This is a genomic window from Paraclostridium bifermentans (assembly GCF_964259345.1).
Taxonomy (GTDB): Bacteria; Bacillota; Clostridia; order Peptostreptococcales; family Peptostreptococcaceae; genus Paraclostridium; species Paraclostridium bifermentans_B.
On the sequence record NZ_CAXVJR010000001.1, the window covers coordinates 677,549 to 693,827 of the forward strand.

16 protein-coding genes are annotated in these 16,279 nt (G+C 25.2%); 6 read left to right on the plus strand and 10 right to left on the minus strand.

Features of this window, described 5'->3' with window-relative positions; all coding sequences use genetic code 11:
- From ACEXNK_RS03430 to ACEXNK_RS03450, 5 genes are all read right to left on the minus strand, one after another.
- Positions 1-699 carry a response regulator transcription factor gene (locus tag ACEXNK_RS03430; RefSeq protein ID WP_373601443.1) on the minus strand — a complete coding sequence of 233 codons (699 nt, stop codon included), beginning with the start codon at positions 697-699 and terminating at the stop codon, positions 1-3.
- Between the two features lie 36 nt (positions 700-735).
- Positions 736-1,449, minus strand: a complete 714-nt coding sequence (locus tag ACEXNK_RS03435; protein WP_373601444.1) for an ABC transporter permease — start codon at positions 1,447-1,449, stop codon at positions 736-738.
- Position 1,450: 1 nt separating this feature from the next.
- Positions 1,451-2,359 carry an ABC transporter ATP-binding protein gene (locus ACEXNK_RS03440; protein WP_373601445.1) on the minus strand — a complete coding sequence of 303 codons (909 nt, stop codon included), beginning with the start codon at positions 2,357-2,359 and terminating at the stop codon, positions 1,451-1,453.
- A 134-nt stretch (positions 2,360-2,493) separates the two neighbouring features.
- Entirely contained in the window at positions 2,494-3,726 is a 1,233-nt protein-coding gene (locus ACEXNK_RS03445) for an MFS transporter (RefSeq protein ID WP_373601446.1), read from the minus strand.
- 158 nt (positions 3,727-3,884) lie between these two features.
- Positions 3,885-5,255 (minus strand): GTP pyrophosphokinase, encoded by a 1,371-nt coding sequence (locus ACEXNK_RS03450; RefSeq protein ID WP_373601447.1) that lies wholly within the window; start codon positions 5,253-5,255, stop codon positions 3,885-3,887.
- A 157-nt stretch (positions 5,256-5,412) separates the two neighbouring features.
- On the opposite strand from ACEXNK_RS03450, the gene ACEXNK_RS03455 reads away from it, so the two are divergent.
- Positions 5,413-6,588, plus strand: a complete 1,176-nt coding sequence (locus tag ACEXNK_RS03455) for a sensor histidine kinase (RefSeq protein ID WP_373601544.1) — start codon at positions 5,413-5,415, stop codon at positions 6,586-6,588.
- Complete coding sequence (locus ACEXNK_RS03460; RefSeq protein ID WP_373600505.1) at positions 6,560-7,204, plus strand: response regulator; 645 nt, start codon at positions 6,560-6,562, stop codon at positions 7,202-7,204. The genes ACEXNK_RS03455 and ACEXNK_RS03460 overlap by 29 nt, the downstream gene beginning before the upstream one ends.
- Positions 7,205-7,336: 132 nt before the next feature.
- Here ACEXNK_RS03460 and ACEXNK_RS03465 read toward each other — a convergent pair whose 3' ends face one another.
- Positions 7,337-8,698 (minus strand): MATE family efflux transporter, encoded by a 1,362-nt coding sequence (locus ACEXNK_RS03465; protein ID WP_373600506.1) that lies wholly within the window; start codon positions 8,696-8,698, stop codon positions 7,337-7,339.
- Positions 8,699-8,833: 135 nt separating this feature from the next.
- Here ACEXNK_RS03465 and ACEXNK_RS03470 point away from each other — a divergent pair, with 135 nt between their 5' ends.
- The 4 genes from ACEXNK_RS03470 to ACEXNK_RS03485 all read left to right on the plus strand — a co-directional run bounded on the left by ACEXNK_RS03470 (position 8,834) and on the right by ACEXNK_RS03485 (position 12,874).
- A complete protein-coding gene (locus ACEXNK_RS03470) occupies positions 8,834-9,643 on the plus strand; it encodes a MerR family transcriptional regulator (RefSeq protein ID WP_373600507.1) in 810 nt (269 codons plus the stop codon).
- Positions 9,644-9,763: 120 nt separating this feature from the next.
- Positions 9,764-10,696, plus strand: a complete 933-nt coding sequence (locus ACEXNK_RS03475; protein WP_373600508.1) for an ABC transporter ATP-binding protein — start codon at positions 9,764-9,766, stop codon at positions 10,694-10,696.
- Between the two features lie 13 nt (positions 10,697-10,709).
- A complete protein-coding gene (locus tag ACEXNK_RS03480; protein ID WP_373600509.1) occupies positions 10,710-11,801 on the plus strand; it encodes an ABC transporter permease in 1,092 nt (363 codons plus the stop codon).
- Positions 11,802-11,803: 2 nt separating this feature from the next.
- Entirely contained in the window at positions 11,804-12,874 is a 1,071-nt protein-coding gene (locus ACEXNK_RS03485) for an ABC transporter permease (RefSeq protein ID WP_373600510.1), read from the plus strand.
- A gap of 69 nt (positions 12,875-12,943) precedes the next feature.
- Here the strand turns inward: ACEXNK_RS03485 and ACEXNK_RS03490 are convergent, their stop codons facing one another.
- Genes ACEXNK_RS03490 through ACEXNK_RS03505 form a run of 4 tightly spaced genes read right to left on the minus strand, consistent with a single transcriptional unit; the run spans position 12,944 to position 16,151 of the window.
- Positions 12,944-13,738: an ABC transporter ATP-binding protein gene (locus ACEXNK_RS03490; protein WP_373600511.1), complete on the minus strand. Its 795-nt coding sequence runs from the start codon at positions 13,736-13,738 to the stop codon at positions 12,944-12,946.
- Positions 13,704-14,735 (minus strand): FecCD family ABC transporter permease, encoded by a 1,032-nt coding sequence (locus ACEXNK_RS03495; RefSeq protein ID WP_373601545.1) that lies wholly within the window; start codon positions 14,733-14,735, stop codon positions 13,704-13,706. Before ACEXNK_RS03495 ends, ACEXNK_RS03490 begins: the two co-directional genes overlap by 35 nt.
- Positions 14,713-15,630, minus strand: coding sequence for an ABC transporter substrate-binding protein (locus tag ACEXNK_RS03500; RefSeq protein ID WP_373600513.1), 918 nt, complete (start codon positions 15,628-15,630; stop codon positions 14,713-14,715). Before ACEXNK_RS03500 ends, ACEXNK_RS03495 begins: the two co-directional genes overlap by 23 nt.
- An 11-nt stretch (positions 15,631-15,641) precedes the next feature.
- The gene (locus tag ACEXNK_RS03505) at positions 15,642-16,151 is read right to left on the minus strand and encodes an ATP:cob(I)alamin adenosyltransferase (protein ID WP_373600514.1); all 510 of its coding nucleotides are present in this window, start codon (positions 16,149-16,151) and stop codon (positions 15,642-15,644) included.
- Positions 16,152-16,279 lie beyond the last annotated feature (128 nt).

Sequence of the window (16,279 nt, forward strand, 5' to 3'; positions counted from 1 at the left end):
TTATCTCCTTTCAAATTTATATCCAATTCCCCTTATAGTCTTTATATACTTAGGATTTTTGCTATCATCTTCAATTTTATCTCTTATTTTACTTATTTGAACCATTATAGCATTATCTTCAGCTATATAATTTTCATTCCATACTGATTCAAATAAATTTTTCTTTGTAAATACTTTATTTGGGTTAGTCATAAAAAGCTCTATTATTTTCATTTCGGTAGATGTAAGTTTTATTTCTTTATTATTCTTAGTTAACCTATAACTATTTAAATCTAACTTTAAACCGTCTATTTCTATAATATCTTCTGATATATCATAATCATATGGTTTAGCATATCCATATACTCGTCTAATTTGAGCATTTACTCTTGCAATTAGCTCTAGTGGGTCGAAAGGTTTTGTTACATAATCATCTGCTCCCATATCTAGAGCTAATATTTTATCATATCCTTCAACCTTAGCAGATACTACTATTATAGGTATGTTTCCTTGTTGTCTAATACTTGAAATCAAAGAATATCCATTTAGCTTTGGCATCATTATATCCACTACTGCTAAATGTATTTTTTCTTTATTAACTATATTCAAAGCTTCTATACCATCATAAGCTTTTATAACCTTATAATTTGTGTTCCTAAAATATAATTCTATTAAATCTACAATTTCTTTTTCATCATCTACAACTAATATGTTATACATTTTTACCTCCTTAAAAAATAATTCTAAATAATATACTTATCTTATATCTCTGTAATTAAATATATAACTTGAAAATATATATCCGATTAGTATATATACTATGCTTATAGTAATGTTTATAAATAAATTCTCCCCATAATTCTCTATATTTTTTATTATCCATAGTATACTATATGGTTTTATATTAGTGTATATAGAGGTTATTATAGGTCCTATAGCTATAATAGCAAATCCAAATGAAATACTATTTCTTGATGTATTTATAATTAATGCTGGCACAAATAAAATACATATTAATCCTATTATAGGAATAATAGTAACTAAATATCTACATATAGTATTTATTGCTATTTCTAAAGTTGGTACTTGTATAAATATTCCTGAAAATATAAAACTTATTAATATTTGAGTTATCATAGTTATAGTAATATTTATAAGTATAAATGCTATCTTTCCTATCAGTATTTCACTTCTAGTTATAGGATTTATAAGATATATCTGCATACCTCCATTATTAAATTCTTCAGTTATACTCTTTGATATCAAAATAACTATAAGATACGGTATTATACTTATTGTTGAAGCAAAAAACATATTTAAAACTTCACTTGATCTTAAAAATCCTTCTCCTCCAAATTTATTCATAGTAAAGTAAATTAAAAATACAGATGCCATTATTAATATATTTGTAATTAATAATACATTTATTTTTCTAGATTTTATAAATTCATTTTTTATTATGTTTAACATACTACTTTCCTCCCGTTACTTCTATGAATATATCCTCTAATGAGTCGTTGTTTGATGATATTTCATAAAAAGGTATATTATTTTTAACTAATTCTTTTATAAGTAAAAATCTACTTGCATCGTTACCTTGTACTACAACCCCATTTTTCTTTTTACTTTTTAGACATACATAATTAACTCTATCAATAACTTTAATAGTTGATTCTATATCAATTGTTCTTATAAAGAACAACTCTTTTTTATTTGTTATACTTTCTATATCTGTTTCTAATATTGTTTTTCCTTTATTTATGATTACAACTTTATTACACATCATTTCTATTTCATGAAGTATGTGTGAAGATATAATTATAGTTTTTTTATATCTATTTGCTAGTTGTTTTATAAGATTTCTTATTTCTATAACACCTTTAGGATCTAATCCATTTGTAGGTTCATCTAATATTATTATCTTGGGGTCTTTTATAAGTGCCATAGCTATAGCAAGTCTTTGCTTCATTCCCAAAGAGTAATTTTTTACTTTTTCATTTCCTCTTCCTTTTAATCCTACAATTTGCAAAACTTCATCATATCTATCTTTATAAATCTTTGTTTCACTAAGGTTTTTTACTATTTCTAAGTTTTCATATGCAGTTAAATCAATATATATAGCTGGTTTTTCTATAATAGCAGCAACACCATTTATAGCTTCTTTAAAGTTTTTGTCTATATCATATCCATTAATAAAAACCTTGCCTGAATCTTTTTTTATTAATCTTAATATCATTTTTAGAGAAGTACTCTTTCCAGCTCCATTTGGCCCTAAGAATCCAAATATGTCACCTTCATCTACAGAAAAATTTAAATTATCAACAACAGTTTTTCCTTTATATTTTTTAGATATATTTTCAACTTTTAAAATTTCATTCATAATTCTTCACCTCTTTATGTTGTTTATACATATATTTTAAATTCTTAACCTTTCTAAAATCTTTCTATTTTATTAACTATATCTATAGATTTCGCATAATAAAAAGACTAGCTAATCAAAGCTAGTCTTTAATGTTATTTGTTATGTGTAATATTCATACAAGGTAAACTTCTTTTAATTTTAATTTCATCTTTATATATATAACTAAATAACATTACTGCCACTATATAAAATCCAACTGTAAAATAATATGGAACCGTATATGATACATTCTCCATTAAAAAACCACCGATAGCTATTCCTATAGCTCTACTAATATTGCTAGATAATGATATTAAACTACTCATATTAGTTCTTTCCTTATCTGAAACAATCTCCATAGATAAGTTTTGTATTAGAGGCATTGCCATATTCATAAGTCCATTTCTCATAAAAAAAGCAATCGTTATAACTATTATGCCTTGTGGAAAAGCAATAGATAATAAAAATGGGATGGATAATAATTGACATATTATAACCGATTTAACTTTTCCAAATCGATCTGACATAAATGGTATAACCATACCTCCTACTATACAACCAAATTGAGATATAGATAATATTGTCCCAACAATACTATCAGATATGTTCATAGAATACTTTAAGTAAACGCTAAAAAATGGAACTATTATCCCTGCACCTATGCCTATTAAAAACTGGTAAATCATAAAACTTGCTACCCTTTTATTAAATATATACACATATCCTTTTATACAATCTCTTAAGCTTCTAGGCTCTAAATTTTCTGGTTCTTTCATAAAGTGTATCGGTAATAATGATATTATTGATAATATCGCTGACATTATAAATACATATTTTATAGCCTCACTTGATGTAAAGAATCTTCCTAGATAAGAAGACATACTTCCACCTAAAAACGATGCTATCATCATACCTGCATTAGATATAATAAAATTCGTACTAAAAACTGAAACTCTCTCTTTTTCTGATGTATTTTCAACTATATACATACCTTCAGCTGTCATTTTCATACTCATACCAAAACCATTTATAATAGCCATTAATATTATTAAAGCTTGATTATTAACAAGTACTATAAAACTTGATCCTATAGCTATACATATAAATCCAATACTAAAACTTTTCTTTCTTCCTATTTTTTCTATTAAATATGCACTTACTACAGATGCTATCGCTATAGCAAATGTATTAATAGACAACACACTACCTACAAATTGTTCTTGGTATCCAATTTCTTTTAAATATATCCCCACAAACATATTAAAAATTCCCATAGCAAAAGATGCTATTAGGTTTATAGTAAGAAACAACTTTATATTCTTACTGAGTTTAACCTTTTCTTTCATAATAACCCCTCTCCCCCATATCATTTTGTCTATTCCATTATAAGTGTATTTCTTTTTTAGAATTTTTTCAATATTCATTACATCTTTTATTTTCATAAAAATAACCCATACTTAGGTTAGAAAGGCATTTTACTTTCTAACCCTAATATGAGTTATACTTAATCATGTATTGCATCTGTGATTTTTTTATCTATAAGCTCCATGTACTTATCTTTTTTACTTTGATATTCCTTGTATGAATCAATATTTTTACAAATATCATTAATTATTCTTTTTATTATATTATTTATACTATCTAGATTTTCTTCATATACTATCTCTATTGAATCTATTTCTATTAAAGTATCCGCAACTTGCATATAAATATCATGTAATATATATTTAGCTTTTGTTTTAAAGTTCAATTCAAGTTTAGCCTGGTACCTTATAGGTATAACCTTCTCTTTTATAAATAATATAAAATTTTCAAAATCCTTTTTATTATTAAGTGGTTCTACTTCAAATAGTATTCTAAAGAACAAATTCCATATAAATTCACAATTTAGCTTAGACATTATAAAGTTTCCAAGTCGTTCACAAAACTCATCTTCAAATTCAGGAGTTTTACCAAATCTTATTTTAGAATCAAAATCTATATCTTTTTTTGATATTTCATTCAATCTTATAAGAGCTTGTATAGTTGTATCTTCTTTTATGTCTAACCCTTCCTGATTTTTATTAAACGAATAATTTATAATAGTTTCACATGGCTTTTTAAAATCTATTATAAACCCTATATCCGCTTCCATTTTTTCAGCAAAAGTATCATATGCAATTTTTGCTAAAAACTTTTCCATAGACTTTTGTTTAGATGCTTTATCTTTTGTTGTAGTAGAGCTAAATGTTTTATAAACTGATAATAATTGGTTATCAATCATTGTAAGGTTAGTTTTTATAGATGCAAATACATCACTTAAAAACTTATCCATCATTAAGTATGCATTGTTTTTATAAATAACATTATGCTCTATATCACTCCAAAATATATTTACCATCGATTTTATTTGTATTTCAAAGCTTATTTTTTTATCTCCATATAAAAACAAACCATCTATCCTATATATTTCAAATCCATTCTTTTGTTTTCTTGGTTGATCTTTATCTAGTCTTATTCTAATATTTTCATTTTCTTCATTGTAATAATAAATGTTGTCTTCTGTTTGATTGAAGTAAGATTTTAATAGTTTATATATCTTTCTTTCTTCTTCTATAAATCTACATTCTAATCTCACACCTATTAAATCAGACAAGTTATGTATCAACTCTCTTGGAGTTTTGTATTTTTTTAAATATTTATTTCTTATTATCTTCTCTCTTAGACTGTACTCTGTTTTAACTCTCGAATTAACATTTAAATACTCTTGTTCATGCTTATTAAGTATTTCTTCAAAATAACTTATTAATTCTTCTGATAACATATTTAACGTTGGTGTTATCTCTTTGAGTATTTCTATTGATTCATCTATATATTCAAATTCTCTCAAACTCATAAAAGTTCTCCTTGGTGTCTTTTTTAATATACTTAAATTTTACACAAAAATATTATTTTACGCAAATAACGAAATTGTAATCTTATTGAATTAAGTAGTAATCTAATTTATTATAATTGTAGTATATTATTTATATTTTCTATTTTTAGGAGGGGTAATGAATACAAATATTATATATATATCTATTAGATACATATCCTTATTTATAATTTTAATTGATATTTTAAACAAAAGTAAACATACATCTAATTTATTAATCTTTTGGCTACTAATCTTTATTGTTAATAATCAATTTAGATATTTTAATATTAAAAATAATATTTTAAAATCAATATCTTTAATTATTGAATTAATTTTTATTTATATTTTGTCTAAAAATACAAGCTATATAAGTTTCTTTTATTTTATACCTATAGTTTTAGATACTACTTTTTTAAGTAAAAACACATTTAAATATATACTCTTTATCATTACTTTAATATTTAATACTTTTATTAGTTATAATAACTCTATATTTAGTACATTACAAAGTACAGCTATACTTTCTATATTAGCCTTAATGAGTATTTATATATACAAAGAAAATTTAAATAAAGTTAAATATCAAATTACTTATGACAAGCTTAGAATTTCTGAGGATAAACTAAAAAAAGCTAACCAAGACTTAGAAATTTATATAAATTCTGTGGAAGAACTAGCTATACTGAAGGAACGAAATAGAATATCTAGAGAAATACATGATAGTGTTGGTCATTCCCTATCTACTACAATAATTCAATTAGAAGCTCTAAAACGCTTGGTTAAAGATAATGAAAGTTTATATGAATTAGTAGATGAACTTAGAGAATTTGTCAAGGATAGCTTTAATGAAGTACGATCTGCTATTTCTAAATTAAAGCCTATTGATTATGAAAGTTATCAAAATTTATTTAAAATAGATGAGTTAACAAAAAATTTTGCAAAACTTACAAATACAGATGTTAAGCTAACTGTATCTAAGAATACTTGGAATTTGTCTAGTGTTCAATCTACAGCTTTATATCGTGTTATTCAAGAGTCTTTGTCTAATGCGATAAGACATGGTAAATGTAGCAAAATAGATATATTTATTACATTTAATTCTAATGAACTAATATTAAATGTTAAAGATAATGGTGTAGGATGTTCAAAAATACTTAAGGGTAATGGCTTAAATAGTATTTCTGAAAGAATCAATGAATTAAATGGAAAAGTTGTATTTTCAAATTGTAGCGATGGTTTTTTAATAAGAGCTTCTTTTCCTAGATATAATGGGGGTAATTTAATTGAGCAAAATAAAAATTTTGATAGTTGACGATGAAAAATTAATTAGAAAAGGTTTAAAAATTATAATTTCTTCTTATGAAGATTTAGAAGTTATAGGAGATTGCTCTAATGGGTATGAAGCATTAGAGTTTTGTAAAACAAATAATGTCGACTTAGTACTAATGGATATACGAATGAAAATATGTGATGGCGTTTTAGGAACTAGATTAATAAAAGAATTTGATAAATCCATTTGTGTATTAGTACTTACTACTTTTAATGATGATGAATATATTAAAAACGCTATAAAGTTTGGTGCTTCTGGTTACTTATTAAAAGATAGTTCAGATGAGGTTTTATATGAGGGCATAAAATCAAGTTTTTACGGAAATATAGTTTTTGATAAAAATGTAGCTGACAAAATTATTTCAACTGAAAATGTGGTTTGTCTTGATAAAATTATTGAAAAATTTAATTTAACTAAAAAAGAAATAGATATTATATCATTGATAGCTGATGGTTTAACTAACAAAGAAATCAGTGAAAAATTATTTCTATCTGAGGGAACTATAAAAAATAATGTAACTAACATATTAAGTAAATTAAATCTTCGTGATAGAACTCAAATAGCTATTTTTGCATTTAAAAATAAAATAGTTTCTTAAATATTCTAATTATACATTAGCTACAGGTGTTTTCCTAATATAAAAAATAGCCTATCTTTTAAACTATTTATAAGATAATCTATGTTTATCTATTTTCTAGTCAATATTCTAAGATAGGCCATTTTTATATTTTTAATTTGTACTTTCTAATGATTTTCTTTTATTTTTATACAATTTATCTTCTTGCTCTTCTAATATGTTTCTCCCTTTCTTGAAATAAAAAGCTATAGAGAAAAACACAGTAAGTAACTCTGCTATAGGTATTGCTAACCATATTCCATCTAATCCGATAATGCTAGGTAAAATTATTATAGTAGCTACGACAAATACAAGTGATCTTAATACAGATATTATCGCAGATACTTGACCATTACCTATTGCTGTAAAGTACCCTGACATAAATATATTTATTCCTATAAGTAAAAATCCATAAGAGAATAATTTTATCCCTTCTGAAGCTATATTATATACTTGTTTGTCTGTAGTAAATAATCCTATTATATTTTCCCCTAAAAACATAGATATTAAAAATATAACTACAGAACTCCACCCAATTGTCATAAAGCTATGTCTTAAGCTCTCTTTTATCTTATCTTTATTCTTCGCCCCAAAATTATAACTAATCATAGGAGATATACCAACTGCTACTCCGAAATAAACGGCTATAAAGAAATAGTACATGTAAATTATTATAGACATTGCTGCTATTCCTTCTTCTCCTGCAAAAGATAATATACTTTTATTAAATAAGAAAGTCGTAATACCTGTAGATAACTCTGTAAACATTTCTGAACTACCATTATAGCAAGAATTAAATAATGCTTTAAAGTCAATTTTAGGTTTTGTAAATTTTAAATTTGATTTACTCCCTAAGAAGTAAATTAACCCTACCACAGCTGATATAGTTATAGCTATAAAAGTTCCTAATCCAGCTCCTAATATCCCCATCTTAAATACTACTATGAATAAAAAATCTAATACTATATTTAATATTAATCCTAAGGTAGACATTAAAAGAGAAACCTTAGGACTTCCGTCTACACGTGCATAGTATTCAAAATATAATTTAGTCATCATTGGTATTGTCATAAAAATCGTCACTATACCGTATGTCTTTGTATATGACCACAATTTATCTGTAGTTCCTAAAAATATTAATATCTGGTCTAAAAAAACAATTCCTAAAATTGTAAGTATTACACCTATTACAATTAAAGTTATTGTTATAAATGAAAATAACTGATTTGCTCCTTTTTTATCACCTTCACCTAATTTAATTCCTACTAATGCACCAGATCCCGTAGCTAACATAACTGCGATACCAAACACAATACAAGTTATAGGAATAATGATATTAATAGATGCAAGTGCATCAGAGTTTACATATCTTGATACGAAAAATCCATCTATAGTTGTATAAAAAGATAAAAATATCATTGTAATTATAGACGGTAAAACAAATTTTATAAATTCCTTATAATTTTGTTTTTTCATAAATACTTCTTCCACTTTTAACACCTCTATTTTCTTTTATTAATTGGAATTCCTTGACAATTATAATTGTGAAGGATATAGTAACTATATTGTCAAGGAAAATAATTTTTTAATAATAGGTGGTGTTTACCAAATATGAAATTTACTGTAGGAGAACTAGCTAAGTTACATAAAATGAGCAAACAAACTTTAATTTATTACGATAACATAGATTTATTTAAACCTAATATAGTTGATGAAAATAATGGATATAGATACTATACTTCAGATCAACTCGAAATTTTAGATAGTATTTTAATATTAAGAGAAATAGGTATTCCAATAAAAGATATAAAAGATTTTCTAGTTAAAAGAAATGATAAAAGTGCTTTAAATTTATTAAAGGAACAAAAAATAAAACTTGATAACCAAGTAAAAAATATAAAAAGAACTATAAAAAGATTAGAAAATAAAATAGAAACTATAGAAAGTTTAAACTCATATAAAATTGATGTATATTTTGAAAAAATGGATTCACAGTACTTATTTATTCAAAAAGTAGATTCTCCATTTGATCTTTTACAAACTGATATAGCCTTTAAAAAACTCTTAACAAATGTTCATGAGAAAAAAGCCCCTTATTATTATCAATTAGGAACTATAATTTCTCTTGAAAATTTAAAATCAAAAAAATATACAACTGCAGATTCTGTTTTCTTCCCTTTGTATTCAAGATTTAAAAATGATGAAGTAATAGAAAAAACTTCTGGGCTTTATGCTATTACACTTCATAAAGGTGATTATGATAGTGTTGGAAAAACTTATGAATACTTAATTAACTCTATAAAAGATAATAACTATAAAATTATAGGCCCATCTTTTGAATATTGTATTTTAGATAGTTTAACATCTTATAATACTAAAGACTATATAACTAAAATCGTTATACCTATAAAACCTATTTAAATATAATTAAAAAAAGTGACTTAAGTCACTTTTTTTAATGACTTTATGTAATAGATTCCATTTTTTCTTTTTTATATAATGTTATTAAAGATTAAAAATAATTATTTTAAGGAGATTTATATGAGTATTATAGAAGTTAAAAACATAACTAAAAGATTTAATGATAAATTAGCACTTGATAATATAAGTTTTAATATTGGCAAAGGTGAAATATTTGGACTTATCGGACCTAATGGTGCTGGAAAATCAACTTTAATTAATATTATGACTAACCTAGTACTTCCTAATAATGGTTCTATATATATAGGTGGTATGGATTTAAACAAAAAACCTGTTGAAGTAAAATCAATGATAGGTCTTGTACCTCAAGAACTTGCTATAATTGAACACCTAACACCTTATGACAATCTTGAATACTTTGGTGCTTTATATGGTCTAAAAGGAAAGTTATTAAAAGAAAGAGTAAATGAAGCTTTAGAAATAGCTGGACTTATAGATGTTAAACGTAAAAAAGTAAAAAAACTTTCTGGCGGTATGAAAAGAAGATTAAATATAGTCATAGCTATGCTTCACCACCCTAGTATATTAATATTAGATGAGCCTACAGTAGGAGTTGATGCACAGTCTAGAAATTATATATTTTCTATATTAAAAAAATTATCTATAGAACAAAATACAACCATAGTTTACACTTCTCACTATATGGAGGAAGTTGAACATCTTTGTTCTAAAATTTTTATAATTGATGAAGGTAGGGAAGTTGCATTTGGAGATAAAAATTACTTAAAATCACTTGTATTTAGTAGTAGCAAATTATCTTTTGAACTTAGTAATATATGTGCAAACCTTATTTATGAACTTAAAAACTTAAATGGAGTTTTAAAAGTTTCTGAAAGTGAAGGATTATTAGTTTTATCTGTTGATAGTACCTTTATACTTTCTTCTGCTTTAAAAATTATTGAAGAAAACAAGTGTAGTATAGTTAAAATATCTAATGATGAATATAGTCTTGAAGATGTATTTTTAAATCTTACAGGAAAATCATTAAGATAGGAAGGAGATTTTTATGAAGCTATTATTAACTTTAAAAACATTTTTAAAAACTATTAAAAATACTATTTTTATTCAACTTTCTTATTTTTTAATATTACCACTTGCTATGTCTTTGTTCTTTGGAAATTTAATGCATTCTGAATCTACTAATCCTATAAATGTGGAACCTGTTCCTATATATATTGATGATAAAGATAATTCTACTTATTCTAAGGATTTATCAAATTTTATTGAAAATGATAACAATGGTTTCTTTTATATTTCAGACAATGAAAAATATGCAGATTTTAAAATTTTAATTCCTAATAATTATAGTCAAAGCATAATTAAAAATAAACCTACAAATATAGATATTATTGAGGTTAAGCCAGCTTCTAATGTATCTGAAGTCTTAAAAAACACACTAGATAAATATCATGAAAATTTAGCTCTAGATAATATACCTCTAGATAATACTATTGTAAATCAACTAAAAAAATCAACAGTAAAAACATCTTTTATTGACTCTTCCATAAGTCAAACTACAAGTGAATATTATGCTGTATCTATATTAGGATTTATGTTGTTAACATTTATGACAAATAACGTAACCGGAAATTATTTAGGAGAATCCAATGGTATTCAAAAAAGAATGTATTCTATGCCTATAAAAAGAACTACTCAGCTTATATATGATTTTATAGTTTCTTTATTATATATATCTTTATTTGTATTTGCATATATTTTAATTTATAGATTTTTAAATTTGGCATTTACAGAAAATTTACTACCATTATTTATTTTATGTATCATAGCTTCTTCTTTTACTGCCTGTGTATCTATATTTATATACTCATTTTTCAAGAAAAATATAGGAACTATTTTAATGAGTTTATTCATGTTTATACAAATGATATTCGGAGGAACCTTTATGCCTATTTCAGGAAATTTATCTATGATAGGAAAATTATCTCCATTTTATTTAACAAATGAATTATTTATGAAATTTACTATAAATGATAGTCTTTATTCTGTAAAGGATTCTATTTTTATTGTTGTACTTGTATCCTTAATATTGTTTATGATTTCATTTTTTAAGGAAAAATACAGTTGGAGGGAGTTTTAACCATGAATGTATTAAGATTAACATTTGCTAATTTAAAAAGATATATAAAAACATTACCTTTAATGATCAGTTTAATTATTTTACCTTTTTCACTTATTTTATTAGTAACTATATTTACTAGTGTTTCTGGAGGTTCTATGTATAATCCTAAGATAGCACTTATTTGCAATTCTAATTTAAAATATGAAAAAAAACTTATTAAAGAATTAGATTTAGATAAAGATAGTGTATTTAATTATTCGTCTAAAAATAAAGCTATAGATTTGTTAAAGAATAACGATATTTCAGCTGTATTTGAAATAGATAAAGATTTTTCAAGTAAATTAGATCAATTGATAAAACCTAACATTACAGTTTATAAAACATATAATGGAGGAGGTAGTTTATATGCCGAATCTGTAATAGAAAATTTTATGACTTCTAACTTAAAGTCTAAATTAATTAATGATCAAAATGTCAATTTTATAACTGCTAATATAATAAATTCTAAAGAAGATAGTTTTGGAAAAGGCTCTATGGCTATACTGCTAGTTTGCTATTGTTTATATATAAACTCAGCCTCTTTATGTAAAGATTTGTTAGATCTTCGTTCTAACAATGTTCTAAGACGAATGACTTCTACTAAAAATAAAGACTTTGAAATAATATTTAGCATTTTCTTTGCATTATTTTTATTACAATCATTAAGCTGCTCTATTGTTTTATTAGCTTTAAAACTAATAATTAAAATAAATATTACTATAGATATGTTTTTACTTGTTATAGCAAATAGTTTTGTGTCAACAGGATTTATAATCGCTTTAACTAGATTATTTAAAAATGAACTTTCTATAAATATAACAGCTATATTTTACTCATTATTAAATATAGGCTTAGCTTTTACTTTAATATTTCAAAATATAAGTGATAAAATTCCATTTGCAGATAAGATAGCAAAATTATTCCCGCTTTATTGGACATTTGATATATTAATTTATGATAATTTAATTTTAGGATTAATGGCTTTACTACTTATAGGATTAGTATTTGTAACGGCAGGAAGCTTTAAATTAAAAAACTTTGCTAAAAATTAATATTTACTATAAATTAGAAAAAGATTCAATATACTAATACTATATATTGAATCTTTTTCTAATTTATTTTTATTTCCATTTTTCTAATACTTCTATCATAAATTGTTGTATATCTATATTGTAAACATCTTTTAAATATTCTCCATTAAATACTTCTTTGGAATTTCCATAACATACAATTTCACCTTTATTTAATAAACAAACTGCATCACTAAAATAATGAACTAAATTTAAATCATGTAATACTCCAATAACTATTTTATTATTATCTTTAGCCCATTTAGATAAATGTTCTAATAATTCTATCTGATATTTTAAATCAAGATGATTAGTAGGCTCATCTAATAATATAACTTCTGGGTCTTGAGCAAATGTCCTTGCTAAAAAAACTCTTTGAAGTTGACCTCCACTTAACTCATTAATATGCTTATCTTTTATATCTGAAAGTCCTACTTTTTCTATAGAATCTAATATAACTTTTTTATCTTCCTTACTTAAGGAATTAAAAACTCCTTTTGAATGTGCATACCTTCCAAGTGCTACAGTTTCATAAATAGTATATGGAAAATATATTTGAGTTATTTGACTCATTAACCCTACTTTTTTCGCAAGTTCTCTTCTAGAAAAGTTACAAACTTCCATATCATCTATGGTTATACTTCCTCTATAGTCTATAATATTTGCAATAGACTTTAAAAGAGTACTTTTTCCACATCCATTTGGTCCTACTATACATAAGTTTTTGCCTCTTTCAACTTTAAAGTTAACGTCTTTTATAATATCTATTCCATCATATCCACAATATAGATTTTTTAATTCTAACATAATATCACTTCTTTCCTTTGCTAAAATATACGTATGCAAAGAATGGTGCCCCTATAATTGCAGTTATAGCTCCAACGGGAAGTTCTGCTGGAGATACTATAGTCCTCGCTATTAAATCTGTTATAACCATTAGCGACCCTCCAAAAACAAAAGACATTGGTATAACATATTTATGCTTTGACCCAAACACCCTTCTTACCATATGTGGTGCTATCAAGTCAACAAATCCTATAGTTCCACTTAGTGCTACTGCACTTCCTGTTAATACTGCTGAAAATATAAATAAATGTTTCTTTACTTTATTTGTATCAACACCTACCGCCTTTGCTTGTTCTTCTCCAAATGTTAATATATCCATTTCCTTAGTATATCTTATAACACCTATAAAACCTATTAATAAAAATGGAATTAAAGCTCTAACGTATGACCATCCCTTCATAGAAAAGCTTCCCATTTGCCAAAGACTTATACTTTTTATATCTTCACTAAAAAGTGCTGTAAGTGTTGTAAGTAATGCATTTACAAATAATGAAAATACCATACCCGCTAATATAATAGTATTATTTGACATAGTTTTATCTATTTTAGAGGAAAAAACTATAACTCCATACACTGTTATTAATCCACATAAAAAACCTATTACAGGAAGTGTTAATTGACCTAAAAATGGTATTGATATACCAAGCACTATAACAAGTCCCGCTCCTAAAGATGCTCCTGATGATACTCCTAATGTATATGGGGAAGCTAGTTCATTTTTAAGTATCGATTGAACTACTGAACCACTTACAGCTAAGCATCCACCTACCATAAAAGCTAATAATACTCTAGGTAGTCTAAGTGACCATATTATAGATACATCTTTTGGGTCTATTCCTTCTCTTAAAGGAATTTTAAATATGTTATTAAGTATAATACTCATTGTGTCCAATATATGAATATTGGAACTCCCTATGGAAGTTCCAATACTAATTATAAGAAATACTAGCGGTATTGATAGTATTGCTAATCTTTTATTTTTGTTTTGCATATGCATCTGGATTTATATACTCCGCCATTTGTTGTAATGCTTTTACTACATTTTGAGATGGTCTAGATGATGCATTTGCATCTACTAAATATACTTGTCCATTTTTAACAGCAGCTATATTTTCCCAACCTTCACGATTTTTTATTTCTTTAACTGCATCTGGTACATAATTTACATTAGTTATTATTACATCTGGATTTTTTTCAATTACTGATTCTGCACTTGGAGATATCCATCCATTTTGATCTTTAAATATGTTTTCTCCACCTACAAGCTCTATCATTTCATTTAAGAATGTTCCATTCCCAAAGCTATATAAATTTGGTGCAGGTCCTATTTCAAAATAAACTGTCTTTTTATCTTTTATAGTTTTTCCTATTTTTTCGATTTCTGCAACTTGCGATTTCATATTATCAACTATTTTTTGACCTTTATCTTTCGTGTTAGTTATATCAGCAATAAACATTATATCGTCATATATTCCTTGTATGCTATCACTGCTTGGTATATAGGCAACACTTATACCAGCTTCTTTAACAACCTTAAATGGATCTTCACTATTTCCAGTTTTATTGTGTCCTGATGCTATTATCATATCTGGATCTAGTGCTACTATTGCTTCAGGGTCTGGATTTGAAAAATCTATTAATTCTATACCTTTAGGTAATCCAGGTATGTCTGCTGAATATTTATCTACTGCAACTAATTTATCTGCTAATCCTAATTCAACTAATACTTCAGTATTTGATGGTGCAGTTGATATAATTCTATCAACCTTTGCTGGTACTTTAAAATCATTTCCTTCTCTGTCTTTTACTACAGTTTCTTTTTGACCGCATCCAACTACAGCCAACATAACTACCATGATAGCAGCTATTAGTGTTAAAATTCTTTTTTTCATTTTAAGTCTCCTTACTTATAATTTCTACTTATAAATTCTGTTTCTTCTATTCCTTCATCTTTGTTTAGCTTTAATGCTAGTATGAAAAAATATCCTGAAAGCAAATTGGCAAAATCAAATAGTAACTCATCTACTTCGTTACCTTGTTCTTTATATCTATATAATAGTCTTACTAATGCTTTACATTTAGTTCTTATAATATGAGCATAACTTCCACAAACTCCACCTTCAGGTAAAACAAACTTATTCATTCTTCCTTCAATTTCTTTTTGGTAAGTTAAAGTTTTATTTTCTAACCATTTTAATTCATCTTCAGTTAAGCTTACAAAAGTCCTTAAAGATGCATTCATATGATATACTAGTTCATTTATTTTACTCAATTCACATCTTAGTTCATTGTCTTTTATAAATGCTCTTAATAACCCAATTGTACTAGAAATTTCATCGGTGAATATTTCATAATCACATCTTAAATCTTCTGATTTATCGTATAAGAATGGATATGCTAAATATTTTGACATAATCTATCTCCTTTCTTTTTAATAGTTTACATAAATATATAGTTCTACATTTTACATATCTTTCCTTTAAGATATGTAAAATCCAAAATTTTCTATATTTTAAAATTAAAAAAGCACACTACGAGAGT